24 protein-coding genes and 1 pseudogene are annotated in these 23,849 nt (G+C 68.4%); 8 read left to right on the top strand and 17 right to left on the bottom strand.

Going from position 1 to position 23,849, the window contains the following annotated elements; genetic code table 11:
• From ACIBPB_RS07800 to ACIBPB_RS07780, 5 genes are all read right to left on the bottom strand, one after another.
• A complete protein-coding gene (locus ACIBPB_RS07800) occupies nt 1-216 on the bottom strand; it encodes a hypothetical protein (RefSeq protein WP_396838792.1) in 216 nt (71 codons plus the stop codon).
• A 23-nt stretch (nt 217-239) separates the two neighbouring features.
• Nucleotides 240-2,174 (bottom strand): V-type ATP synthase subunit I, encoded by a 1,935-nt coding sequence (locus tag ACIBPB_RS07795; protein ID WP_396838791.1) that lies wholly within the window; start codon nt 2,172-2,174, stop codon nt 240-242.
• 16 nt (nt 2,175-2,190) lie between these two features.
• Complete coding sequence (locus ACIBPB_RS07790; RefSeq protein ID WP_396838790.1) at nt 2,191-2,529, bottom strand: hypothetical protein; 339 nt, start codon at nt 2,527-2,529, stop codon at nt 2,191-2,193.
• Nucleotides 2,526-3,164: a V-type ATP synthase subunit D gene (locus ACIBPB_RS07785; protein ID WP_396838789.1), complete on the bottom strand. Its 639-nt coding sequence runs from the start codon at nt 3,162-3,164 to the stop codon at nt 2,526-2,528. The genes ACIBPB_RS07790 and ACIBPB_RS07785 overlap by 4 nt, the downstream gene beginning before the upstream one ends.
• A 341-nt stretch (nt 3,165-3,505) precedes the next feature.
• Nucleotides 3,506-4,138 carry a DUF2249 domain-containing protein gene (locus tag ACIBPB_RS07780; protein ID WP_396838788.1) on the bottom strand — a complete coding sequence of 211 codons (633 nt, stop codon included), beginning with the start codon at nt 4,136-4,138 and terminating at the stop codon, nt 3,506-3,508.
• Nucleotides 4,139-4,447: 309 nt separating this feature from the next.
• Here ACIBPB_RS07780 and ACIBPB_RS07775 point away from each other — a divergent pair, with 309 nt between their 5' ends.
• From ACIBPB_RS07775 to ACIBPB_RS07765, 3 genes are read left to right on the top strand one after another with little or no spacing between them, the layout of a single operon-like run.
• Complete coding sequence (locus tag ACIBPB_RS07775) at nt 4,448-5,128, top strand: helix-turn-helix transcriptional regulator (protein WP_396838787.1); 681 nt, start codon at nt 4,448-4,450, stop codon at nt 5,126-5,128.
• A complete protein-coding gene (locus ACIBPB_RS07770) occupies nt 5,128-5,466 on the top strand; it encodes a cupin domain-containing protein (RefSeq protein ID WP_396838786.1) in 339 nt (112 codons plus the stop codon). The genes ACIBPB_RS07775 and ACIBPB_RS07770 overlap by 1 nt, the downstream gene beginning before the upstream one ends.
• Entirely contained in the window at nt 5,463-6,032 is a 570-nt protein-coding gene (locus ACIBPB_RS07765) for a hypothetical protein (RefSeq protein ID WP_396838842.1), read from the top strand. The genes ACIBPB_RS07770 and ACIBPB_RS07765 overlap by 4 nt, the downstream gene beginning before the upstream one ends.
• Nucleotides 6,033-6,203: 171 nt before the next feature.
• Here the strand turns inward: ACIBPB_RS07765 and ACIBPB_RS07760 are convergent.
• The 7 genes and pseudogenes from ACIBPB_RS07760 to ACIBPB_RS07730 form a co-directional block, all read right to left on the bottom strand.
• Nucleotides 6,204-6,821, bottom strand: a pseudogene (locus ACIBPB_RS07760) (pyruvate dehydrogenase (acetyl-transferring), homodimeric type); the annotation flags it as partial.
• A 142-nt stretch (nt 6,822-6,963) separates the two neighbouring features.
• The gene (locus ACIBPB_RS07755; RefSeq protein WP_396838785.1) at nt 6,964-7,419 is read right to left on the bottom strand and encodes a hypothetical protein; all 456 of its coding nucleotides are present in this window, start codon (nt 7,417-7,419) and stop codon (nt 6,964-6,966) included.
• Between the two features lie 626 nt (nt 7,420-8,045).
• Entirely contained in the window at nt 8,046-8,381 is a 336-nt protein-coding gene (locus ACIBPB_RS07750) for a carboxymuconolactone decarboxylase family protein (protein WP_396838784.1), read from the bottom strand.
• A gap of 56 nt (nt 8,382-8,437) precedes the next feature.
• Nucleotides 8,438-9,568, bottom strand: a complete 1,131-nt coding sequence (locus ACIBPB_RS07745) for a hypothetical protein (protein WP_396838783.1) — start codon at nt 9,566-9,568, stop codon at nt 8,438-8,440.
• A gap of 174 nt (nt 9,569-9,742) precedes the next feature.
• Complete coding sequence (locus ACIBPB_RS07740; RefSeq protein WP_396838782.1) at nt 9,743-9,958, bottom strand: hypothetical protein; 216 nt, start codon at nt 9,956-9,958, stop codon at nt 9,743-9,745.
• Nucleotides 9,955-10,761, bottom strand: coding sequence for a CBS domain-containing protein (locus ACIBPB_RS07735; protein WP_396838781.1), 807 nt, complete (start codon nt 10,759-10,761; stop codon nt 9,955-9,957). Before ACIBPB_RS07735 ends, ACIBPB_RS07740 begins: the two co-directional genes overlap by 4 nt.
• A 191-nt stretch (nt 10,762-10,952) precedes the next feature.
• Nucleotides 10,953-11,321 (bottom strand): hypothetical protein, encoded by a 369-nt coding sequence (locus ACIBPB_RS07730; protein ID WP_396838780.1) that lies wholly within the window; start codon nt 11,319-11,321, stop codon nt 10,953-10,955.
• 414 nt (nt 11,322-11,735) lie between these two features.
• On the opposite strand from ACIBPB_RS07730, the gene ACIBPB_RS07725 reads away from it, so the two are divergent.
• On the top strand, nt 11,736-12,866 hold the full coding sequence (locus ACIBPB_RS07725; protein ID WP_396838779.1) for a PucR family transcriptional regulator: 1,131 nt from the start codon (nt 11,736-11,738) through the stop codon (nt 12,864-12,866).
• Between the two features lie 268 nt (nt 12,867-13,134).
• On the top strand, nt 13,135-13,335 hold the full coding sequence (locus tag ACIBPB_RS07720) for a glutaminase (protein ID WP_396838778.1): 201 nt from the start codon (nt 13,135-13,137) through the stop codon (nt 13,333-13,335).
• Nucleotides 13,336-13,632: 297 nt separating this feature from the next.
• Here the strand turns inward: ACIBPB_RS07720 and ACIBPB_RS07715 are convergent, their stop codons facing one another.
• The 5 genes from ACIBPB_RS07715 to ACIBPB_RS07695 form a co-directional block, all read right to left on the bottom strand.
• Nucleotides 13,633-15,693, bottom strand: coding sequence for a hypothetical protein (locus ACIBPB_RS07715; RefSeq protein WP_396838777.1), 2,061 nt, complete (start codon nt 15,691-15,693; stop codon nt 13,633-13,635).
• Between the two features lie 342 nt (nt 15,694-16,035).
• Nucleotides 16,036-18,126, bottom strand: coding sequence for a glycoside hydrolase family 36 protein (locus ACIBPB_RS07710; RefSeq protein ID WP_396838776.1), 2,091 nt, complete (start codon nt 18,124-18,126; stop codon nt 16,036-16,038).
• A 103-nt stretch (nt 18,127-18,229) separates the two neighbouring features.
• Complete coding sequence (locus ACIBPB_RS07705) at nt 18,230-19,159, bottom strand: carbohydrate ABC transporter permease (protein ID WP_357324710.1); 930 nt, start codon at nt 19,157-19,159, stop codon at nt 18,230-18,232.
• A 2-nt stretch (nt 19,160-19,161) separates the two neighbouring features.
• Entirely contained in the window at nt 19,162-20,049 is an 888-nt protein-coding gene (locus ACIBPB_RS07700) for an ABC transporter permease (RefSeq protein ID WP_396838775.1), read from the bottom strand.
• A gap of 218 nt (nt 20,050-20,267) precedes the next feature.
• Nucleotides 20,268-21,938, bottom strand: a complete 1,671-nt coding sequence (locus ACIBPB_RS07695; RefSeq protein WP_396838774.1) for an extracellular solute-binding protein — start codon at nt 21,936-21,938, stop codon at nt 20,268-20,270.
• A 181-nt stretch (nt 21,939-22,119) separates the two neighbouring features.
• Here ACIBPB_RS07695 and ACIBPB_RS07690 point away from each other — a divergent pair, with 181 nt between their 5' ends.
• The 3 genes from ACIBPB_RS07690 (at nt 22,120) to ACIBPB_RS07680 (ending at nt 23,783) form a co-directional block, all read left to right on the top strand.
• Complete coding sequence (locus tag ACIBPB_RS07690; RefSeq protein WP_396838773.1) at nt 22,120-22,326, top strand: glycoside hydrolase N-terminal domain-containing protein; 207 nt, start codon at nt 22,120-22,122, stop codon at nt 22,324-22,326.
• A 97-nt stretch (nt 22,327-22,423) separates the two neighbouring features.
• Entirely contained in the window at nt 22,424-22,585 is a 162-nt protein-coding gene (locus ACIBPB_RS07685; RefSeq protein WP_396838772.1) for a hypothetical protein, read from the top strand.
• A 202-nt stretch (nt 22,586-22,787) separates the two neighbouring features.
• A complete protein-coding gene (locus ACIBPB_RS07680; protein WP_357324725.1) occupies nt 22,788-23,783 on the top strand; it encodes a LacI family DNA-binding transcriptional regulator in 996 nt (331 codons plus the stop codon).
• Nucleotides 23,784-23,849: the final 66 nt, after the last annotated feature.

The raw sequence follows: 23,849 nt of genomic DNA, 5'->3' as shown, positions 1-23,849 counted from the left end.
CTAGAGCAGCACGATGATCATTGCGGCGACGGCGAACCCGAGGATGACCAGCGTCTCCGGGATCGCCACGAGCAGAATCGCCCGGCCGGCCAGTTCCGGCTTCTCCGCGATTAGTCCCATCGCGGCCGCGCCGATGCGCGCTTGGGCGTAGCCCGTGGCAAGCGCGGACAGTCCGATGGCGAGTCCTGCTCCGATGGCGATCAGGCCGGTTTCCATTGCTACTCCTTCAGACGGTGGATTTAGGTGGTGGATGGAAGGCCCCGTGTCCGGTGCTGCCCGAACGGAGTGAAGGGGCGGCCGCCGCCGACGAAGAACGCACCGAAGAACTCCACGTACTGCAGACGCAGCGACTGGATCATCGGGCTGAACGCGGCCAGAGCCAGGTTGAGAGCGTGGAAGAACAGGGCGACGAAAATACCGATCCAGATCGGTCCGATCGAGCCCAGTTCGTTGGCGACGTTCGCCAGGTGGGCCGAGGCCAGGCCGACCGCCGCGATCCGCAGGTACGACAGAATGTTGCCGATCCGGCCCAGCAGGTCCAGCGCCCCGGTGGTGATACCGAGCGCTCCATGCAGCGACATGACCAGGACCAGCCCGACCGCGGTCAAGACGACCGCTGGGGTGACCGCACCCGCCGGCAGGCTGCCCGCCATCCATGCGGCCAGCACGGACAAGCCCGCCAGGGCGGCAATGGCTCCCAGTCGGTCGAGCATCACGCGGTATTCGCGGAAACGCATCGCCTGCCACGCGCCGATCGCGAGCCCGAGCGTGACGTGAGCCGTCCCGATCGCCACGGCGAACAGCAGCAGCGGCTGCAGCGCGACGGCAGACGGTCGCTCCTTCCACAACGCCCAGTCGCCGAAGATCCGCGTGCCCAGGTCGCCGAACACCTCGCCGTAAAGGACACCGAAGACGATCGACCACGCCGCGCCGAGAAGCAGCACCCGGACCAGGCTGGCGATCTCGGGCGTGGCCGCGGTGCGCGGGGCCAGCCTTCGGCCGGCGTAGACCGCGAGGACGAGCAGCAGTGCGCCGTACCCGACGTCACCGACCATCGCGCCGAACATCAACGGCAGGACGATCGCCATGAGCAGAGTCGGATCGACCGAGCCCGCGCGTGGCAACTCCAGGAACCGCACCAGTGATTCGAAGGGGCGAGACAGTCTCCTGTTGCGCATGAGCACCGGAGCCTGCGGGTCGTACGCTGAGGTCCGGATGTCCTCCACGAGCACCGCCGGGCCAAGCCGGCGCTCGAGCTCAGCCCGCAACTGATCCACCTGTGCGCGGGGCACCCAGCATTCGGCGAGGAACGTACGCTGGGTCGCGCCCAGCTCCTCGGCCGCGCTCAGCAGTTCGGACTCGGCGACGATGGCCGCGTGGGCGGCCACCAGCCACTCGGCGTGGCCAAGCATCAGCGCCTGTCGCTCGGCCTGCGCGTCGTCCAGCTCACCTGGGACCTCGTCGAGGCGGCGTTGCATCGCCTCGACCGTCGCGTTCAGGGCCAGACCTTCGAATCGTTGCGGCAAGGAGACGTTGCGAATCGCCGAGCCGCCGAGGATCGACTGCACCACGTCGGCCGAGTCCACCGGGAACACGACGAGGCACCCCATCGCCCCTTGCTCGACCCGCGTCGAGGCGAGTTCGAAACGAGTGCCGAGCTCGTCCTCCAACGCGGCGCGGAGGGCGTCGACGAGCCGTTCGTCGTCGGTGTTGAGGACGACAACCACCGTGGCCAGTCCGAGCTGACGCAGTCTCCGGACGTCTAGCTTGGCAAGGACGGGTACCAGGGCGAGCAACAGTCGCAGCGGCTGGAGATACGTCGGGAGCACGAGGTGTTCGTCTCGTAGCGCATCCAGCCGGCGGCGGACCTGCCCGACGTGACCGGTGAGGCTGTCGAGCCTTGCCCGCAGCTCGGACAGGTCCAGCGGTCGCTGCAGCGGCTCGACCGTACCCCCCGGGCGCGCCACGTCCGGCAGCTCGGCGAGCAGCTTTTCGGCCTGAGCTCGGGCAGCGGCGAGTTCCTCGCTGCGGGCCGAACGGATCTCCGCGCCGGCCAGCCCGCTCAGCGAATGCGCGGTACGCGCATTCGTGAGCTCCACGAGCCCGAGCTGGTGCAGTTCGCCGAGCACGGCGTCGGCTGACGATCGGGGGCCGAGGATTCGCACCTTCGTCATCGGAACGAGCATGCGATCAGGGCTCCTCGACGAGCAGGATCGCCGTGAACTCAGCTGCCAACGCGTCGCCTTCCGTGGACGCTCGCCGGCCGATCTCCTGTGCCTCGGCCGCACCGGTCGCCCGGATCGCGTCGGCGTCGGCGTCGGCCTCGGCCAGCAGCGCGGCGCGTCGTTGCTCCCCGGCTCGCGTGCCGGCAGTACGCGCGGCGGACAGCAGGCGTTCGGCCTCCGTGTGAGCGGCGTCCAGTTCGGAGTTCGACGCCTTCCGCGCGGCATCACGTTCCGTGAGAGCGTTCTCGATCCGCTTGACGGCATCCAACGCGCCGAGATACGGCAGTCCGTTAGTGCTGCTCATGATGGCGTCCCCTCCGTGCCGCGGCGAGTACGCACCCGCCGCAACCGAACGCGGTCCTCGAGTTCTCGTTCCTCCAGCACCAGGGAGATACGTGCCCGTTCCGCCTTGAGCCTGGGCACCACGACATGCTCCAAGGCGTTCATTCGCCGCGTCGTACGGGCGATCTCGTCGGCCAGGCGCCGCACCGACAGTTCGAGCGCCGCGACATCCAGCAGCCTCGTGAGGACCAACTCGAATCTCTCGGCCACCGCGTCGATCCGCGCGCTCGTCGCCACCAGGCTGTAACCCCTGCCAGTGCGGGCCCGCTCGACCTGGCCCTTCTCGATCTCGACGATGGGTACCCCGGCAACACTTCGCGTGTGCAGAGTCACTCCGATGCCGCCCTCGGCCGCCAGCGTCGCCGAATCCAAGGGTTCGCGGCCATCGGCGGCGACCGCGATTCCCAGCAGCTGTCCGGCGCCCGCGATCTCGCGGTCTAGAAGCTCGATCGATTCCAGCACCGAAACGCCGAGACGATCGAACTCCTTGATCAGTGCACCGCGCCGTTCCTTCAGCAACTCGCCGCCCTGAACCGCAAGCCTGATCCGCGCACGGTGGGCGAGCAACTCACTACGAGTCGCGTTGACCTGCTCCATCAGGGATCAACACCGCAGGAGACATCCCGATCCCCGGGCGCCGGGAAGACCATCGACACGTGCATGTGAATCGGCTCCCTCGCCGCGCATCGGCCGATCGAGACGGTGTCGGCGTCGGAATCGACGTCGTAACAACGATGCTGCCCGCCGAACACCCACGCGGATAGGTCTGCGGCCGGGCAGACGGCACGGTCACCTTTGCCGACGGTCGGCAACCTGAGCGTTCCGGGGCGTCGTTTGCCGCGGCAATGCTCGGCTGGGTCGCCTCGACGAGACTGCGCTGTGGACGATGTCAGCGCACCGACCGTCGTCGCGAGCGGCGACGGGATCCTCGGTGGTGTCTATCGGGGCGTTCGGGCCCTGCTGGTGTCCAGTAGCAGGGCCTGCCGGCGCTGGTGCACCGTCAGATAGCGCAGGCCTTCAACGCCGGCGGTGAATTGCCGGCGCGAGCGGCGCGGCAGCCACAGCAGGATACCGGGCGTGAGCTCGACGGTGCCGAGTTCGGTGGCCAGCCGGCCGCTGCCGGCCAGGACGTGGATGAGGACGTCGAGGTCCGGTCCGGTGTGGGCGTCGATGCTCTGCCCGGGCGGCAGGGCGATGACGTTGGCGTCGAGGTCCCGCTCACGGGCCTGCAGCTTCCACACCGCTCCAGTGACGTCGGCGGCAGTCGTGTCACCGGTGATCGTGGTGGTGTCGATCAGCACGCGTGGCTGTGGGGTGCCCGCGAGCTTGGTGATCTGGATACGCCAGTCGCGCATCTCGCGGTTGAGGTACTCCCAGCGGTAGCTGCCAGCGTGATCGGTCTCGAACTCTTCGTGCAGATGCTGCGGATCGTGGTCATTGACCAGCACGAACGATCCGCCGACGGGCAAGGCCGCGTAGGTTGCGAAGATTGTGGGGTGCTTGTCCGGCTTGCGCATCCCGCGCACATCCAGTTCCTGCACACCAGGGTCACTTGCGGTCTGCGACGACATCGCGGCTCTCCTGCTCCATAGTTTCTACAACCAGGTGTTGTGTAAACTCTAGGTCATGATGTGCGCGATCCTCCAGCCGTGGTCGACACGCACCGCGCGCCCTGCGGGCCGGTTCCTCGGCGGAGGTGATCGCGTTCCAGAACGACTCGCGAGCCACCTGCTGCCCTGGATGCCTGGGAAGGTGTCCTGGCTCGCAGCTCCCGGTCGTGCCGGTGCATCGCGATCCGACGGGGTCGCGGGCACGGCTCGCCCGGCAATCACGATGATGGCGGCTGGTCCGCCGCGCCGGACCGAGGTGGAGGGAATGCCATGACGCTGCCGGAGCCGGGCCAGCACGCGGTAGGCCGCCGCGCAGAGGTGTTGCGGCTGTTGCGGGACGCGGGCAGCCCGATGGCTATCGCCGAGATCGCCGAACGGCTCGGGATCCACGTCAACACCGCACGGTTTCATCTCCAGAGCCTGGTCAGTGACGGTCGGGTCGAGCGCACAACCACTGACTCCCGCAGCCCGGGACGTCCACCGCAACTGTTCCAAGCGATACGGCGCATGGATCCGACGGGTCCCCGGCATTTCCGGGTGCTCGCCGAAGTACTCGCCGAGGTGATCGCCACCGATCCCGATCCGAGCAGACGGGTCTTGGCGGCCGGACGCCTCTGGGGACGTCACCAGGCGGCTACCGTCATCCACCCCACCGCAACGAAGGAAGCGCCCGAGCCCGCCGACTCCGTCGAACGGCTGATGCGGTTACTCGACGAGCTGGGCTTCGCACCCGAGCGACCCGCCGCTGGCGACCGGCCACAGATCAACCTGCGGCACTGCCCGTTCTTCGAGCTCGCCGTCAGTCGGACCGACGTGGTGTGCCCGGTACACCTGGGCCTGATGCAGGGCGCGATGCAGTCGTGGGCCTCGCCCATCACGGTCGATCGCCTCGACCCCTTTGTTCAACCAGACCGGTGCGTGGCGCACCTGAGCGCTGTCGGAGGATCCTGATGGATGCCCTGTCGTTGACCGCCCTGGCCGAGGAGCAGGTCGCCGCAGCTCATGCCTCGTCGGCCGGGCGTAGCGCCCGCACGATCCACGGCGGGCAAACACATGCGCTGCGCCAGACGGTGCTCGCCCTGGCGGCGGGCCAGGCGCTCGGCGAGCACGAAAGCCCCGATGAGGCGACGCTGCAGGTCCTGGCCGGGCGGGTGCGACTGAGCGCCGGCGACGACTCCTGGGAAGCCGTCACAGGTGACTATCTGATCATCCCGCCGGCCCGTCATGACCTGGCCGCGATCGACGACTCCGCGGTCTTGCTGAGCGTCGTCACCGACCGCCGGCAATGACCGCCCCGGCCGACCACCCGGCAGGGCCAAGCAAACGGTCGGCGCAGGGGTCGAGCGCGACGTCGCCGTCCACCCCGTCGCGCGGTTCACCGCCGAACCCGGCAACCGTACTGACCGCGATCGGCGTCTGTTCGGTGGTGCTCGGTGGCCTGGTCGCCGCGGTCACCGGACCACTCGGCCTGGCGCACGGCAGTTGGCTCGCGGCCTATCTGGTGCTGGTCGGTGGCGTGACCCAGTGCGCCATGGGCCAGGCGCGGGTGCGGCGGCCCGAGGTGATGCAGTTGCGCGGCAGCTGGGCACAGATCGGCTGCTGGAACGTGGGCAACGCCCTGGTGATCGGTGGGACCCTGGCCGGTGCACCCTTGGCGGTCGATTTCGGCTCGGCGCTGCTGGTCATCGCGTTGGCGATCGCCTTCCGCGCCGCACGATCTGGTGCGCGTTCGGCTACCAGCTCGGCCGCCGGTGGGATGTCGGCGTTGGTCGGCCATGTCTATCAGGCGCTGCTGCTCGTGCTGGCTGTCAGCATCCCGGTCGGCATGGCGCTGGCACACCTGCGGAACCCCTGACCGCCGTCGCCGACGGCCGCTGCTGGCTGAGCGGCGTCGCGCCGCAGCGGATGATTCCGCTCCATCGCAGCGACGCTGCATGCACACGTTGGGCGTACGCCCCCATCGAGCTGCTTGTCGACGCGGTGAGACATCGGGCGAGTCACCGCTGGGCCGGGCTCTTCCCCACTCGGCGGACCCTTCGGTGCTGCCGGGCGTGGCCGCGTCGATCTCGTTCAGCCGGTACAGCTCGATCGCCTTACTCAGCGCGTACTCGTCGATTTCCCCGCAGTCGGCGAGTTGGGTGAGTACCCGCAGCACGATCGAGGGCGCGTCGACGTGGAAGTGGCGGCGCAGCGCCCCGCGGGTGTCAGACTGTCCGAAGCTGTCGGTGCCCAGGGAGGACCATCCGCCGGGGACGAACGGTGCAACCTGGTCGGGGACGGCTCGCATCCAGTCGGACACGGCGGTGACCGGTCCCGGGCGCCGCGGCGAGCCGACGGGTGACGTAGGGGATTCTGCGTGGCCGGCCGGCCGGGGTGGGTGAGGTGGTAGTAGAAGACGTTGGGGTCCTCCCCGTCGCGGGTCTCGCCGTACATGCGGCGCAGTCCGTCGCGGGTGATGTGGCCGAGTTCGAACGCGAAGGCGGCGTCGTAGGCGACGCAGGCCGAGTTGGTGGCGGCCAGCAGCAGCGAATGCCCCGTCTTCGTGTTGCAGGCCCTCGCCGTCGAAGGTGGTCCGGCCGGCGGTGGCGCCGAGCAGGAAGCCGCGGGCCATCTGGTCGGCGGCCGCCCACAGGCCGTCGCCGGTAGCGCATCGCACATGCCGAACAGGAGCGGTGGTGTCGGTTGTGCCGAGGTGACGGGCTCGTCGGTCGGTCTGAGCAGGACGTGGCTGCTGGTCGCCGGAGCGCGCGGGCTCCGGTCGGTGTGCTCGGCGTCGGCTGGCGAACTCATGGCATGAGTCGTAGCGCGAGCAGGATCCCAAGCATGGGCAGGAGCAGGACTTTGGCGCACTCGGCGGCGATGTAGGCGAGGTGCAGATGCGATCGTGGTGGGTCATTGCCTTGGATGAGTTGCTGGGCCCGACGGTTCAGGCGGGGACGCACCACCGCTACCTGGACCACCAACAGCGCCCAGAGGGCGATCAGCACTGCCGTCGGGACGCCTTCGATGGTAGATCTGCCGGCCGTGCTCGTAAGCACCGCCAGCGTGAGTGTGGCGGCGAGAGCGAGTTCCGCGGCGTTGAGCGCACGGAAGACCAGCCGGCCGATCCCGAGTCCGAGCGGCACGGTGATACCGGGCGCCCGGAACTTCAACGGCGTCTCCAGCAACGAGATCGCCAGGACCATGCCCAGCCAGACGAACGGGACAGCGATCAGCACCACGGCAGTGAGGCGGGCAGTCATGACTGCTCCCCGACGACTGGTGACGGCAGGACCTGCCGCACCTGGACTGGCGCTGCCGCGGGGATAATCTGGGCGTGGCGCAGGTGCGGCTGGACGAACGGCTGCCGGTGGGCCGCCGCAGGTGGGGCACCGACGTCGGCCAGAGCCCGCCACAGCAGGCCCAGATCCGCTGAGCACACCACGTCCGGGTGTCTGGCGGCGACGGCGCGACACGGGCAGGCACACAGGCTTATCTGCAGGCTGTCACCGTCGCGGGCGAGATCAGGGTCGAAGCCCAACTCCGCGAACACCGCGTTCACATACACCGCCGCCTCGGTTCCTCATAGCGCCGTCTGATCGGTCGCTTCTTCAGTGTGCGTCCGGTTTCCCACCAACGGACGGTCGTGCGTCGGCTGACAGCATGGCTGTTACTTGCCGACGTTCGGCAATGCTGTGGCGGGTCGCCGCTTTCTCTACGACGCGTCGTACCCCAAGACGCCGGGTGAGCGGAGCCGTGCACCGGCGGCCACCCGATGGCCGGTGAGCCGGCCGCGATGATCGAGGTGGCACACCTCGCATCCGCGGAGGACGGTCAGATGGTCCCGGCAGGTCCGCACGTCGGCGGGGCTACAGTCGAGCTCGCGGAATCACGAGTGTTGATGAGCGAGTGCGTGCAGTGCCAGGGTGGAGTGCGCATACGCGCCGCCTGCGCGTATCTCGGCCGCCACCCAGATCGCCTCCATGATCTCCTGCGGACTGGCGCCCTTGCGTGAAGCCAGACGGGTATGTCCTTGGATGCAGTAGGGGCATTGGGTGGTGTGGGCGACAGCTACGGCGATGAGTTGCTTGGTTTTCTCGGGCAGCGCACGATCTGCGAACACAGCATGGCTGAACGCCTCGAACGCGTCGTAAATCTCTGGTGCAAGTTCCTTTCGCTGTGCGGCGATCCCGGGCGTGGTCGGGTGATACATCGCCTCGTTCACGGGTTCGCTCCTGTCAAGTAGGGACGTAGGCCTCGCCTCGTGGTTCGGCCGCGGGTTCAGTAGCGCAGCGTCGCGGCTAGCGGTTTGGCGTCGGGCATGCGTGCGGTGGGCACGGCGTAGACGGTGCCGGCGTGGCGCAGGGTCGCCACGGCGGCGAGGTCGAGTTGATCGCTCGGGGTGGGTGTGTCGGTGAGCAGCACCAGCGGCTCGCGGTCGGCGCGGGTGCGCCATTCGGGGGTGTCGGTGCGCAGGAACAATGTCTCGACCCGTCCCTGTCGCGCGGCCGCGAAGATCTCGTCCGGTGCGTTGCTGGTGCGTCCGGTGCCCTGCAACGTGCGGTATCCGGTGGCGGCGGCGGTCTCGTGGCCGCGCAGCAGGGGTTCGACGAGCGCCCACGCCCGGCGGTGGAGTTGATCGAGGCTTGTGTCCCGTGGGCTGCCGTCGATGCCGGCGGGCACCAGCTGAGGATGAGTGTTGGCCTGGTGGTAGATGGCCTGCAGGTAGCGGACACCGGCGAGGACCACGGGGACTTGACCGCCGGCGAGCAGGTCGCGCAGGGCATGGTCGACCCGCCGGAAGTGTTGCAAGATCAGGGGCTTGGCGTCGTAGCCGTCACCGCCGTGGAACACTGCTCGGCCACCGGTGCCGCCGCGGTCGGCGAGGAAGGCGTGCACCTGCGGGCGCCGGCGCGGCATGGTCAGCCACACTGCCAGCGGGAGCCCGTCGAGCTCGACCTGCTCAAGGCCGGCCTGGGTGCCGTGGAACAGCCGGATCTCGTCCTGGCTCAGTGCCAGAACGTAGAAATGGCCGCCGGTGCTCAACAGCGGCAGCAGCGGCCGCACCACGAACCTGTCCCCGACGGTCACCAGCTCGGGCAACCGCAACGGAACTCGCAGGTGGCAGGGACCGTCCGGCCCGAGGAACACCGCCAGACCGTCGCTGGGCTGATCCCACAGGCCCACCCGGTCGAGGAGTCGATGTCCCGGCTCAAGCATCGCGTCGATCTGCCCGACGGGCATGCCGTCGGCGCGTAACGCATGCTGCGCGTGCCGGAGCTGATTCTTCAGCCGGATACGGTCGCGTTCGGTTTGCGGCCCGCCGTGGTGGGTCGGTAGGAAGACGGAGATCCGTGTGCCGCCGCGCTGGTCGGCCAGCCGGATCAGGTCATGCGCGTTGAGGATGTCCATCCTGACCTCTCATCCGAAATCGTGAGGCACGCCGCTGGGCCGATCGTGTTCCCGATGCGATGCCGGCATCCGTTGCTGTCGGCCGTTATCGACCGGCGCCTCGGGGCTGGACCCGTGTGCACCGTCCCGCCGGCTGCGCGATCCTCACAGTCGGCGTCTGTGCCGGTGTCGGTGTCACCAGTTGGCCGGCGGGTCGCTGGCCGGGAACGATTGCCGGCCCCATTCGTCGACGATGTCGCCGGCGAAGCCACTGAGGTCGTCGTCGACGTCCGGCGGATGCCCGCGCCCGTCCGGCGCCGGGTCGCGCAGGTCGACGATCGTGTGATGGCGTCCGCCCTCCGGACGCGATGGCGTCGGCGCAGGGGCCGAGCCCGCCGGCGGTCTGATCATTGCAGCGCCGCCGATCGGGTCATTGCCTGCTCGTCGTTGCCGATCCGGTCCCTGGGTGCCTCGTCGGCCGGCCAGGCGGGAGAGCGCCCGATCCACCAGCCGAGCAGCGGGTCACCTTCGGCCGCTTGGCGGGCGGGAGCGGCCGCGACGGTGTCGTCGATGTCAAAGGTGAGCTGGTCGACGACGCCGGTGACGCCCGGGACCGCCTCGGTTAGCTGTACGGCGGCGACGGCGGTCGTCTTGCGTGCGGCACGCCCGGTGAGGGTGACGACACCGTCGTCGACGGTGGCCTGGACATCTCCGGGCTGGATCGCCAGCGTGCGGTGCAGAACCCGGTGGATCACCTCGTCACGGATGACGGCGTCGAGCCGGGCATGGACCTTCAACAGGTCCGACCGGGTGACGATGCCTCGTAGCCGGTTGTCGCCGTCGACGATCAGCAGCCGGCCGACCTCGCGGCGGTACATCATCCGGGCGGCCGCCGCCAGCGACGCGTCGGCTCCGATGGTCAGCGGCGGGCCGCTCATCACCTCCACGGCGGTGCCCTCCGGCCACTGCACCTGCGCCGGCGCCCATCGGCGCCACCATCCGGCATGCGACCGGTCCTCCTGCGCCACAATGTCGATCTTGTCGCGCAGGTCAGTCCAGGAGACCACGCCGAGGACCACATCGAAGCTGTCGACGATCGGCACGGCGGTGATCTGCCGGTCGGTGAGCACGGCGACGATCTCCGCGACCGACGCGTCGTCGGGGACGGTGATCACGTCCGTGGTCATCACGTTGCGTACCCGCCATTGCGGCATGCTGTTCCTCTCCTGTCGCCGACGATCTCGCGGCTGTGCGGCGGCGCACCCGGATCAGTGGTGACGATTGGTGTCGGTACGGGGATGGTGCCGGCACGGGGGATGGTGTCGTCGCCGTGGTGGGGTCGACGGGTCTGAGCGTGGACGCTCATGCGCGGTGGTCAGCGGCACGGCCCGACGCGCAGCGCCGGTCACGTCCGGTCCGGAGCATGAGGTTCAGGTGTTCCTCCGGGGTCGCCGGCGCTGGCACCGCCTGCTGCGGGCGCACTGCTGACCAGTCCGCTGTCAGCGTGTCTTCGGGGAAGAGCGGAGCGGCGGGGGTAGAGCCGTACGGCGCGGGCGTAGCGACGCAACGGGCCGGCCAACACGGCGACGATGACGACCATCAACACCGCATCCATGACGCCGCGGCTCAGGAACAATGTCACGGCAAGCGCAAGGACAGCCACGATGGCGACGACCGCCGACGCTCGTTGGGGCTTGCGGAACCGCACGATGTCCTTCTCCTTCCGGTCGAATTCCCGCCGGTGCCACGACATGGCGTGGCGTGGCCTGCCCACGGACCTGCGCCTCGCCGGGGGCCCGTCGACACCTACGTCCCGGGCGTCCAAGCTGGCTCGCCGACGCAGCGACCGGGGGCTGCTTTCCATCCTCGCCGCGCCCGGCGCGGTCCCGGCAGGGCTACGGTGCACAGACACGGCAGGTCTAGGCTGCCGACTGTCGGCAACAATCGAGGTCCTGGCGCCGGCCGGCACAGCCGACACGCCCAGAGACGTGGATACGAGCCGGCGGTCGCGGTCTTCTGCCGGCACCACCGCGGCGGTGCCGCGGCACTGACGGTTCGGGGAGGCGAGGCAGAGATGACCGACAGTATGCGACGCCGTGGTGGGCGCAGGCCGGCGACACCAGGACCGGAGGATGCGTGGCTGGTCGAGGTCGCCGAAGGGGCCAGCCGCGACGCCGGCGGCGTTCCGGTGGAGTTACTCGGTGACTACCTGCCGCTGCTCGCCGACGCGGCCACCCACGGCCGCCAGGCCAAGCGTGGAGAGCTGGACGCGGTCGGCCTGCTCGGTCGACGCGCCGCCGAGCAGGGCATCTCCGCGGGACGAGTGGTGCAGCTGTACCTGTCCGCGGCGCGGCGGCTGTGGCAGGACCTGCCGATGGTGGTGCGCTCCCGCGACCGGGAGGCGGTCCGCGCCGCCGCGAGCGCCGTCTTGCAGGTCGTCGACGACGCCGTCGCGACGCTTGCCGAAGGCTACGCGGTGGCACGCCGCGACCTAATCCGCCGAGAGGAGAACCTGCGCCGGGAACTGATCGACGACCTGCTACGCGGCGATTCCGACCTCGGCACCCTGGTGGAACGCGCCGAACCGTTCGGTCTCGACCTCGCTCGGGTGCACCAGGTGGCGCTGGCCGCACCGAGCCGGCGGCTGCCGGACGCCGACGCGGCGATCAGCGCCCTGGAGGTGGCCATGTTCAACCGGCTCAGCGACCGTGACGTCCTCGTGGCGACCAAGGACGGCCTGCTCGTCGTGCTGGCACCGGCCGACGCCGCAGCGGCGGGCCGGCTGCCGTCCGCGCTGGACGCGAGCAACGAGCTCGGCCGGCTCATGCACCGCGAGCTGAGCCGGCTGCGCCGCGGACGGCCCTGGCGGGTCGCCGTCGGCCGCGCTCATCCCGGCGTGTACGGCATCGCCCGCTCGTACGAAGAGGCCCGCGAGGCCCTCACCATGGCCGGCCGGCTACACACGGAATCTCCCGTCATCAACGCCCACGACCTGCTCATCTACCGAGTCCTGCTGCGCGACCAACCCGCCATCGTCGATCTCGTCCAGGCGGTGCTGACCCCGCTCACCCGGGCCCGCGGGGGTGCCGGGCCGCTGCTTGACACCCTGGAGGCATACTTCGCCACCGGCGCGGTGGCCACCGAGTCAGCGAAACGGCTGCACGTGTCGGTACGCACCGTCACCTACCGCCTGGACCGGGTCAAGACATTGACCGGGTACGACCCGACCGACCCAGCCCACCGCTTCACACTGCACGCCGCGGTACTCGGCGCCAAGGTCCTCAACTGGCCGCAGGAGCCCCTGCCCAATCCCGCCTGACCGTCAATGTCGGGCACAGCCCGTGCTTGACACGGCACCTGACCGGTAGGGCACCCATGGCGCGTGCCCACGTGGGTGCTATACCAACCCGCACGATCCCACCCTGATGACGTTCATTGCCGAGGATCGGCAAGCCCACACGCCGGGGTTAGCCGGGCGAGCAATGCCGCTCGCCGTGCCGACGCGACAACATGAGCGGCAACACTGCTCCGCCGGATGGCGCCACCAGGGCCACGCGACAGTCTCGCCGCTCATCGGGTGCGGCCGGGTGGCCGACTACATACCCGAGCTGGCCGCTGTGGATCCACGCCGGTTCGGGTTGGCCCTCGCCACCAGCGACGGCGTTGTGTACGGGGTCGGCGACTGGCAGACACCGCTGCCCATCCAGAGCCTCTCCAAGGTCTTCTCCCTCGCCGTGGCTCTCAGCCGGGACAACGAGGCCCACCCCGCTCTTGGCGTGTCTCGCTAACGGCACCTCTCTGTGTCAAGGTGTCGGCAGCAGAGAGGTCTCCGTGTCTTTGATCATGGTGCGGTAGACGACGTCGGACAGGCGCCGCTTCAGGCAGCGTATGGCCTCCTCGACCCCCGCCAACTCCGAAGAGCCCTGGTCAAAGGGCGGCATCTGGAGCCGGGCCGTCGGTGAGCAGCAGCCGGCGTAGTACCTCGCGATGCGGTCGCCGACGCCGAACAGGACGGCGAGGCGGCGTCCGCTCCGTCTTCCGGTGGTTCCGCTGAGGGCGGTCTTGGATCAGGACGCCCGGGATCGTCAGCGAGCCCGGGCCGGGGCTGCTGCCAGGGCTCGCCGGCCCGCCGGTTCCGGCGCGGTGAGTATCCGGGTGACGGGCGCCGATGCGGCGAACGGCCCGGGCACAACCTCACCTCGGAGGATCCCACAGAGGTCGGCGCCCAGGTCCAGGTCAGACCCGTCGGGGTTGGTGTAGCCCATCTCGGCTTGGTAGCTGGTCCCGAGGCGCTCGGTGGTCACCGGGGCGACCACGTGGGTGCCGCCCGGGTAGGTCACCTCGACGCGAAGGGTGCCGGCTGCGGTGTCGAGCACCTCGACTCGCACGGGTGCTGCGCCTGTGATGATGGCCGTGGGTTCCGCGCGGAACGGCTCGGCGCCCTCCGCGTAGAGGTTGCCCTCGATCCAGACCGGGAGGCGCGGCCCGGCCAGCGCGCTGCCGTGCTCGTTCGGGTACTCCTGCGCCGCCGGGTAGGCGTCGTACTGCGAGGTGCCCACCGGGGTGGGCACGAAGGTGGCCTGCCCCGGCACGCCGTCCATGTCGATCGCGCCGGACCAGAAGCTCGCGAGCGTCGGCTCCGACTGCGGTTCGGTGTGCTCGGCGTGCGCGCGGTCGCCGACGAAGACGTTGTTGTAGAACCGGTTGTCTCCACCGAGGATGTTCGAGACTCCGTAGACGGCCGTGGAGTGCGGGAAATGGTACGGGGTGTACCGCTGGTGCTCGGTGCAGTTCGCGATGCGACCGGCGATGTAGTTGTGCACGTAGGCGCCGCCGGTGGACATGTCCTTGACCGCCCACGGGGACAGGAAGAGGTTCGAGTCCACGAGGTACGGGCCGTGGCAGACCTCGACCATGAAGTCCTCGGCGGTGGAGGCGTAGCAGACGTTGCGCCGCACCAGGGTGCCCTGGGCCTGCCAGTCGAGCCACAGGGCTCGGTGCGTGTGATGGATGGTGTTTCCGCTGATCACGGTGTCGATCGCCGCATGCAGCTTGATGCCGGCCACCTCGGCGCCGTGCCACTGTCGCTTCACGTGGATGCGGGAGATGTGGTTGTCGCTGATGGTCGAGAACGCCGCCCCCAGGTGCCCGACGATGCCGGCCTGCTCGCAGTCCCGGATCGTGTTGCGGCGCACCGTGTGGGAGCCGACGTGGTCCCGGTCCCACGGGCGCGGCTCGCCCGCGGCGGGCCCGCGCAGGGTGAGCGCCCGCTGGATCACCTCGCGCTCGCGTTGGGTGCCGCCCTTGGCGCCCTTCGGCCCTGCGGCCGCCTCGTTCTGCCCGGTGCTGCCCTCTTTGCCCAGCGAGACGCCGACGTTCTTCGAGTCGGTGATGGTGTTGTCCTCGATCACCCAGCCCTTCGACCAGTGTGGGCCGATCAGGCCCTCTTGCAGCGCCGTGGGCGGGGCCCACTGCGTGGCGGCCTTCGTCAGGGTGAATCCGCGCACCGTAATGTGGTCGATGCCCGTGGCGGCGGGCCAGAAGACGAACGTGCGCGCGTTGATCTCGATTTCGTGCTCCGCCGGGTCGGCGCCCCCGAAGTTCGCCCAGATCGTGGTGACGTCGTCGTCCACCTCGCAGTACCAGGTCAGCAGCGAGCCCGCCTGGTCGAACGAGTCCACGGTGACCTCGGGGTGCTCGACGCCGGCCATGGTCAGCGACTCGTAGAGCGACTTGCCGTCGAGATACACCTCGCCCGTGTGCCAGGTGTTGACCTGGTCGAAGAACCAGTCCCCACCGATGCGCTCGAGGTACGGGTTGCGCGACCCGAACAGGGAGTTCGGCACCGTCGCCACCCAGACCCGGCCCGCCGAGCCCGCGTGCGGATGCCAGTCGGCGATCACCTCAGCACCCGAGATCGTCACCGTCTCGAACAGGCCGTCCGCGCCCAGCGCAGCCTGGTAGGTGATCGGCGCAGCAGCCGTACCGCCGCGCGGCGGGTTCACCCACTCGCGGTACACGCCTTCGTGCACGACGACGGTGTCCCCCGGCTGAGCCAGCGCCGCGGCGGCACCGATCGTGAGCAGGGGGGCCTCCGCGGTTCCGGCGGCGGTGTCGGAACCAGACTTCGCGACGTGCAGCTCCACGCCGGGAACCTCGGCCTCAGGGACAGGGAAAGTAAGAGCGCTGCTGGCCATTGATGATCTCAATTTCTAGAGTTTCTACCGATACCTGGATGTCTGCGTCTGAGTGCGGTTACCTTGCGAGACGATGGCGAGTCCGATGACGCCAACGACTTTCTGGGATCCGTGAGAGACGTACGGCTCACTCTGAAGTGCTCGCAGAGCGCCTGACGATCAGAAACTGCCGTCGCCACCCCACCTGGTGCGTTCTGCATTTGGAGCCCACCTGGGGGCCGCGGCACCCGACTGGGAGGTTGCGCGGCCAACCGCACGGCGGCCGGCGCGGACCCGGATTTCCGGCATATCTCACTCGATCTGCGTGAGCACCAGTGCCGCGGCAGAGAACGGCTCATCCAGCGCCACGGTTACTAGTTGCTCGGTCAGCTTGACCACGATCTCGCGGTGGGAGTAGAGGTCGCTGACCTCGTACCTCCCCGGTGGCAGAGGAACCTCGATCGGAGTTCGCTCAGCGGCTCCGAACCGGTGGGCTGCGACCAGGATCTGGGCGCCGTCGTTGGACAGTCGCCGGACTGCCTGCCACCCTTCGGGGTGCCGATAGCTCCTCACCTTCGGTCCGAACCGGTGACTGACACCGTTCTTGATCACCGGGGCCGCCGACCTGTAGAAGGAGATTGCCCGGGAGACCACAGCCCACTGCTCGTCACTCAGTTCGTGGACCTCGCCCGACAGGCACATCCGGCCGAGCATGGTCGCGGTGAGCGAGTACGCAAGCCGCTGTGGGGAGTCCTGCGTGCGCAGCACTGCCCAGATCTGGCTCTGCCGCGGGAGCAGTGCGCGTTGCACGTTGGCGGCGATGATGGGGATCTCCGCGCACTCGTGGGCGTCCGAGAAGGACGACATGCTGGTGAGGGCCAGCATCGAGGGCTCCAGCCGGTGGCCGCCGGATGCGCAGTTCTCAATCACGAGCTCCGGCATCTCCTCGCGGATCGTCCGGAAGAAGCCCTGGACTGCGGCCATCTGCTGTCGCAACCCCTCACCGAGGGATTCTGCTCCGTCGCACCCGATTCCGATGCTGTTGTTGTAGTCGACTTTGAGATAGCCGAAGCCGTTGGCCTTGAGGAAGTCGATCATCCGCTCTTTGAGGTACCCGATCACGAACGGGTCGCGGAAGTCCCAGAAACGCCGGTCGCCTACGGTGACGGGGACGCCGTCGCGCTTGAGCAGGTGGTCGGTCAGCGTGAATGACGTGGCCCGGGAGCCGACCGTCTCGAACTCGAACCAGATGCCGGGGATCATCCCGGCGGACCGCACGTGATCAAGCGCCTCGGTCAGCCCGTCGGGGAACGTCCGGCGGTCCAGTTCCCAGTCGCCGTGACCGTTGAACCATTCACTGCCCTCGGCCTTGTACCAGCCGCTGTCGATGACGAGATATCGGATCCCTTTGCCCGCAAGCCGGTCGACGATCGCCCCGAGGTTCTGCGGCGACGGCGAACCCCAGGTGGTGCAGTATTCGTTGAAGATGACGGGGAGAGCCTCTTCGACCGCGGGCACATCCAGGAAGAGCTGGTGGCGAGCCGTCAACCGGTGGGCGGCGTCGTCCACTCCACCCTGCGTGACGGTCAGGTACGCGACGGGGGTACGGAACTCCTCCCCGGGAGCCACGCTCTTCGTCCAGTGGCCCAGCTCACGGTCCGCCAGCCCGCCCGACAGGTTGAGGGCGGCGTCCGTGCGGCCCAGCTCGATCTGCCACGAGGCCGGGTGGGCAATCTGCACGCCCCAGCAGACGCCAGCGCGGCTGTCCTCGACGAACGCCGTCGGGAAGAACCCCTGCACCGGCCAAGATCCGACCTGACCGAAGCGCAGACACCGACCCCAGCTGGCCCAGGCCGGCTCCAGGCCCAGGTCCTCGACGTGGTCAGACACCAGACGCCCCTCGCCCGACCAGGCGCTGCGCAGCCTGTGCAGGATCAGATCGCCGGGGGCGTCGCCCCCGGCGAAGGGCGTCAGACCAGTGAGCGAGAACGACGAGAGCAGCTCCAGCGTCACCGTGTCCGGCCCCTCGTTGCGAAGGACAGCAAATGAGTCCAGCGCGGCCTCGCCCGACTGCCACCGCAGATGGTGTTCGACGAGGCACCCTTGGTGCGTGCGCAGGAGGGTCACGACCGTGACACCGGCGTCGGTCGTGACCTCGCGCTGCGACACGAGGGTGAGCGTGGCGACAGTGCCGCCGTTGCGCAACGAACGACCGGCCGAACCGCCCGGGTACGTGTCACCGACGGTCTTGATCTGGACGAGCGAGTCGATGGCAGACGACTTCTCGGCGATCTGGCCTGCCATTGCGGCCGGGAAGAGCATCATTCCCACCGGCCCGCCCGGACCAGGCTGCAGGTAGCGGGCGATCGTGTCGCCGAGGACGTAGTCCTTCAGGACCCCCACAGCCACTCCTTCCAACGACCGTGTCAATGCCGCCATCGCCGAGCCGACCTTGCGGCGTACAAAGGCCAACGACGGTCTGCCGCACGGCTGTCCGCGCCTACGGTCACCCCTTGACGGAGCCGAGCATCACGCCCGACACGAAGTGCCGCTGCACGAACGGGTAGATGAACAGAATCGGGATGATCGCCAGGATCATCGACACGGCCTGGATGTTGGGGGAGATGGCGGCAGAGGTCGTGCCGGCGGCAGCGGCGCTTTCGGTGGCGGTGGTCGACGCGCCCGCGATGAGGTTGCGAAGGAAGAGCGACAGCGGGAAGAGGTCGCTCTTGTCGAGGTAGAGGAAGGCAGTGAACCAGTCATTCCAGTAGGCGACCGCGTAGAACAGGATCATCGTCGCCAAGATGGCCTTCGACAGCGGCAGCACGATCCGGATGAAGGTGCCGAACGTACCGAGCCCGTCGATCTGGGCGGCTTCCTCAAGCTCCTGAGGGAGATTCTCGAAGAACGACTTCATGACCAGAAGGTTGAAGACGGAGAGCGCTGGGGGCAGCACGACCGCCCAGAGCGTGTTCTTCATCCCGAGCGAGGAGATCAGGACGTAGTTCGGGATGATGCCGCCGTTGAAGAACATGGTGAACACGGCGAGGCCGATGAGGGCGTTTCGTCCGCGCAGATGCCGCTTGGAGATGACGTAGGCGAAGGTGGTGGTGAGCACCATCGCGATAGTGGTCCCCACGACGGTGTAGAGCACGGTGTTGCCGTAACTGGTCCAGAAGCGACCGTCCTGCAACACCGCCTCGTATGTGCGGACATTGAAGCCGACGGGGACTGCGTTGACCAGGCCTGCCTTGATGGCACCGGCGCTGGAGAACGACTGCGCGAGCAGCGTGATGAACGGATAGAGCGTCACCGCGCAGATCACCACCAGAGCCGCCATGTTCAGGACGGTGAACACCTTGTACCCACGCGAGTCGTGCGGGCCTGCCGGCTTCCCGGCATCCGCCGGCTTTGTCGTCGGCAGGGTGTCCGTCATTATCACCACAGGCTTGCTCCCACCACTCGGCGCGAGATGAAGTTCGCGGACAGCACCATGACCAGGCCGATGCAGGCCTGGAAGAGGCCGATCGCCGCCGCATAGCTGAGGTTGTTGGACAGCAGGCCGACCCGGTACAGGTAGGTCGAGATGACGTCGCCCGTGGCGTAGGTCAGCGGCGTGTACAGCAGCAGGACCTTCTCGAAGCCGACGTTGAGGAACGTCCCGATGTTGAGGATCAGCAGCGTGATCATGGTGGGGCGGATGCCGGGGAGGGTGACGTGCCACGTTTGCCGCCACAGGCCGGCGCCGTCGATGCGCGCAGCCTCGTACAGCGAGGAGTCCACGGTGGTGAGGGCGGCGAGATAGAGGATCGTGCCCCAGCCCACCGTCTGCCAGACCTCGGACCCGACATAGATGGTGCGGAACCACTCGGCGCGGGCCAGGAACGAGATCGGGTCGCCGCCCAGCGCCTCGATGATCTGGTTGACGGTGCCCTGCAGCGACAACAACTGCATGAGTATGCCCGCCACGATCACGACCGACAGGAAGTGCGGTAGGTACGTGATCGACTGGACGACCTTTTTGAACTGTCTGATTCGCACCTCGTTGAGCATGAGCGCCAGCACGATCGGCAGCGGGAACGTGAAAAGCAGTGTCAGGCCGCCGAGAATGGCTGTGTTCGAGAAGACGTGCCAGAACGACGGGTCGTTGATGAACAACTTCACATAGCGCAGCCCGACCCAGTACTCGCCGAACATGCTCCCGCCGGGACGGAAGCGCCGGAACGCGATGACGTTGCCTAGCATCGGCGCGTACCGGAACACCAGCAGGAACACGACCGGCAGTACGGCCATCAGGTAGAGCACGCCGTCGCGTCGCAGTGCCACGCTCCATGGCACCTTCTTCGCGGGCGCGCCCCGACGGCGTCGCAAGCGTGAGCTGATGGATCGGGCCGGTGCCGTCCAAGCTCGTGGCGGGCTCGCCGCCTTACCGGCTACCAGAACGTCGTCGGCGCGCTCGTCTGTGATTTCCATGTCCAACCCCTCAAGCGGAGGGTCCGGCGGGGCGCCGGGTGGCGCCCCGCCGGACCGACGAGGTCGAGGCCTCAGCCGTTCTTCTTCTTGAACCGCTCGTAGGCGCCGTTGATCAGATCCAGGTAGCCCTGGAGGTTCTTGCCCTTGAGTTCGTTGACGTAGGCGTCCCACTGGCTCATGGGACGCTCGCCGAGGATGAACTTCAGCGTGTTGGTGTCTACGGTGTCCTTGAGGGGCGTCGCGAGCAGCGCGGCCTGCTCGAGCTCGTCAGCGTTGAGCGGAGCGGGCGGGAAGGGGGCACGCGGCTTGCGCGTCGACAGGACGGAGTTGATGTACTCGACGTATGCGGGCGGGTTGTAGCTCACCTTGAGCGCGCGGGACTCGGTCGAGTCGGACAGGACGTTGTTGGAGTAGCCGAGGTCCGTCCCGATGTCCGTCTTGCCGTTGGGGTTGATGTTGAAGGACTTCAGCGAGTATTCGGGCTTGAGCGTGTACTTGTCACCCGACTTCGTGTAAGTCTGGCCCTCCACGCCCCAGCGCAGCAGGTCACGGGACTCGGCGCTGTAGTACAGCCAGTCCAGGAACTGCAGCATCGAGAGGAAGTGCGGGTCGTTCTTGGCCTTGGCCGTGAGCATGAAGCCGTTCCAGAAGTTGCGCGGCTCGACGATCTGGCCAGCAGGACCGCCCGGCGGGGCGATCTCGACGACCTGGTACTTGCCCTTCTGCCCGGCCGCATCGAGCGCGGTGGAGAAGTCGTTGACCGTGCCGTTGGAGCCGGACGCGGCGAAGACCTTGCCCTGCGCGAACTTCTCGGTGACGGTGCCTTCACCCTCGTTCTTCTTCGTGAACGACTCGGTGTCGAGCAGACCGTCAGCGGCCAGGCTGTGGAAGTATTCGACCATGGTCTTGTAGCCGGGCGAGGTGGCGGCGTAGATGAACTTGCCGCTCGCCTCGTCGAACTGGGTGCCGTTGCCGAAGCCCCAACCGGCGACGGTGCCGAACGCGTGGGCCGCGTAGTTGAGCATCGACGCACCCTCGAAGCCGTCTGCGAGCGGCTTGGAGTCGGGGTACTTCGCCTTGATCTTCACCAGGGCGTTGCGCAGCTCGTCCCAGGTCTGCGGCACGCCCGCGCCGACCTGCTCGAAGATGTCCTTGCGGATGACGAGCGTGAAGGTCGGGACTGAGACCTCCTGCAGGCCGGGGACCATGTAGTACTTCCCGTCGTCCTGGCGGAGGTTGTTGATCATCTGCTGCAGGTCCCACTGCTGCACGTACTTCTGGAAGTTGGGCATGTACTTCACGTAGTCGCTCATCGGCAGGATGGAGTCGGCGGCCGCGAACTGCTGCTCGTCCCCGGTGTAGACCAGCGGGATGATCTGCGGTGCGTCGCCCGAGCTGATGAGCAGGCTCTGCTTTTGCTTCGCGTCGCTGAACGGGATGTTCGTCAGGTCCAGCGAGACGTTGGTGCGCGTCTTGATCTCGTTGAAGATCTGCCACGAGGGCTTGACCGGGTTCTCCGGCCAGTCGGTCCAGAGCATCGAGAACTTCACCGGCTCGGACGCCTTGAACGTCGTGTCTGCCGCGTAGTTCTTCATGGCTGCGGAGTCAGTGAGGGCCGAGTCGCCCTTGTCCGCGCTGTCCGGCGAGCAGGCAGCCAGGGCGATGAGCACCGCGGCCGCGACGGCCGCGGTGAGCGGCCGCCCGGTCCGGCGCAGGACGCCGGCTCTGAGGTCACGCTTCATGTCTCTCCTTCGAGAAAACTGTCCGGGCGATGTTGGCCGGAAGCTGTGCGGGCCTCAGGTCCGTCACCCCGTCGCGATTCCGTCGCGATTTTAGCGATAAAGTAGAGATGGGATCGCGTGCCGTCAAGACCTGCGCAGGCACCGAGACGTCGATGTCTCGGTCCACATCGCAACGAGCCTCATGCGCCGCACCTTCCAGAACGACGCCCCCGCCGACGGGTTCGCCGACTGCTACCTGCTCGGTAACGGTGCCCTGGGCGCCGCCGTTCACGGTCGCCCGAACACCGAGCGTCTCGACCTCAACCTCGACACGCTCTGGTCCGCGGGGCCGCCGCCCCCGGGGTTTGCTGCGACCCGCGAGGCGTGGCGCCGCTGCGTGCGGCCGTGACGTGCTCGTCGCCCGCGCCGACGGCGCGCCGCTACTGTGCGGCCCGCATCCCGTGCGCACGACGTCGTCTACACAGTCGGAGGCCACGTGGGTGACCATGTCGGGACGTGCACCCGCGAACGTCCCGCCGCACCACGTGCCGGACGCCACGGCAGGCGTCTACGCCGACGACGCTGCCGACGAGGACGGCCTCGTCGACGCCGGCATGAGGTTCGCCCTCGTCGTGGCGTGGGTCCCGGACGACGAGCGGGGACGGTGACCGTGGTGGCGCCCTAGGCGTGGGATGATGCCGACCCCGTCACGGGGTCACCGACCCTCGTCAGCTCGGTGAACGTACTTGCCAGGAAACATTTTATCGATAATATGACGGCGCCCCCGCGGTGTGGCCGGGCGGCCAGCGTATCGCCAGAGGTCGTTGCCGAGCTGGCAGAACGTCGCGAAAGGGAGGATGCATGGTGAGGATGGCGGACGTCGCCCGCGAGGCGGGCGTCTCGGTCATGACCGTGTCGAACGTTCTCAACGAGCGCCTCCCGGTCGGCGAGCCGACCCGTGCCCGTGTCATGGCCGCCGTCGAGGCTCTGGGGTACGAGGTCAACCTGACCGCGCGACACTTACGCGCGGGACGGACCGACACCGTCGCCTTCATCGTGCCCAGCTTCCACGACTACTTCGGGGAGGTCGCCGACAAGATCGCGCCGCTGATCGAGGCCGAGGGCCGGCACCTCGTCCTCGAGCGGACGAGCGGCAGCCCGGAGCATGAGATGGCGGCGCTGAGCGTCGCGCGACTCCAGCTCTACGACGGCGTCCTGCTGTCCGTCGCCGGCCTCGACCGCGACCAGCTGGACCGCGTGCGCACCTCCAAGCCCATCGTGCTGCTCGGCGAGCGTGACGTGCCCGACCGGTTCAACCACGTGCGGCTGGCGAACGAAGAGGGCGCCCGCCTCGCGACGGCGCACATGATCGAGCACGGCTCGCGGCGCATCCTTGCGCTGGGCTGCACGTTCGACACCGCGCACATGATGACGTCGGACCGCCGCATCGGCTGGGAGCGCGCACTTCGCGATGCCGGCCTCGACGTTGACGCACGCTATGTCGTGCCCATCTCCACCTACACGCCGGCGGCCGCACGTGATGCCCTGCTCGACGTCATCGCGTCCGGTCTGCCCTTCGACGGCGTCTTCGCCGTCACCGACGTCATCGCGCTCGGCGCCGTCGCGGCCCTGGCAGAGAGCGGGCTTCGGGTGCCCGTCGACGTCCAGCTCGCCGGGTTCGACAACCTCGACATGGCGAGCTTCGTCCCGCCCGGCCTCACCTCCGTCGATGCGAACCATGAAGGTGTCGCCGAGACCGCGGTGGGTCTGCTGCACCGGCAAATGGCGGGCTGGTCCGGCCCGGCCGAGCACGTCGTCGCGCCCGTCCGTCTCGTGGTGCGTGGCTCCACCCGCGGTGGCGCGTAGGGCCGTGCACTCATGCGCGGAACGCCGCGCGCCCCGCCAGCCCGTTTCGGTCGAAGGAGACCTTGC

It is taken from the genome of Micromonospora sp. NPDC049836, from assembly GCF_044465125.1.
In the GTDB taxonomy this organism is placed as follows: Bacteria; Actinomycetota; Actinomycetes; order Mycobacteriales; family Micromonosporaceae; genus Micromonospora.
The sequence above is the reverse complement of the archived record's forward strand: the minus strand, read 5'-3'. Positions and strand labels throughout refer to the sequence as shown.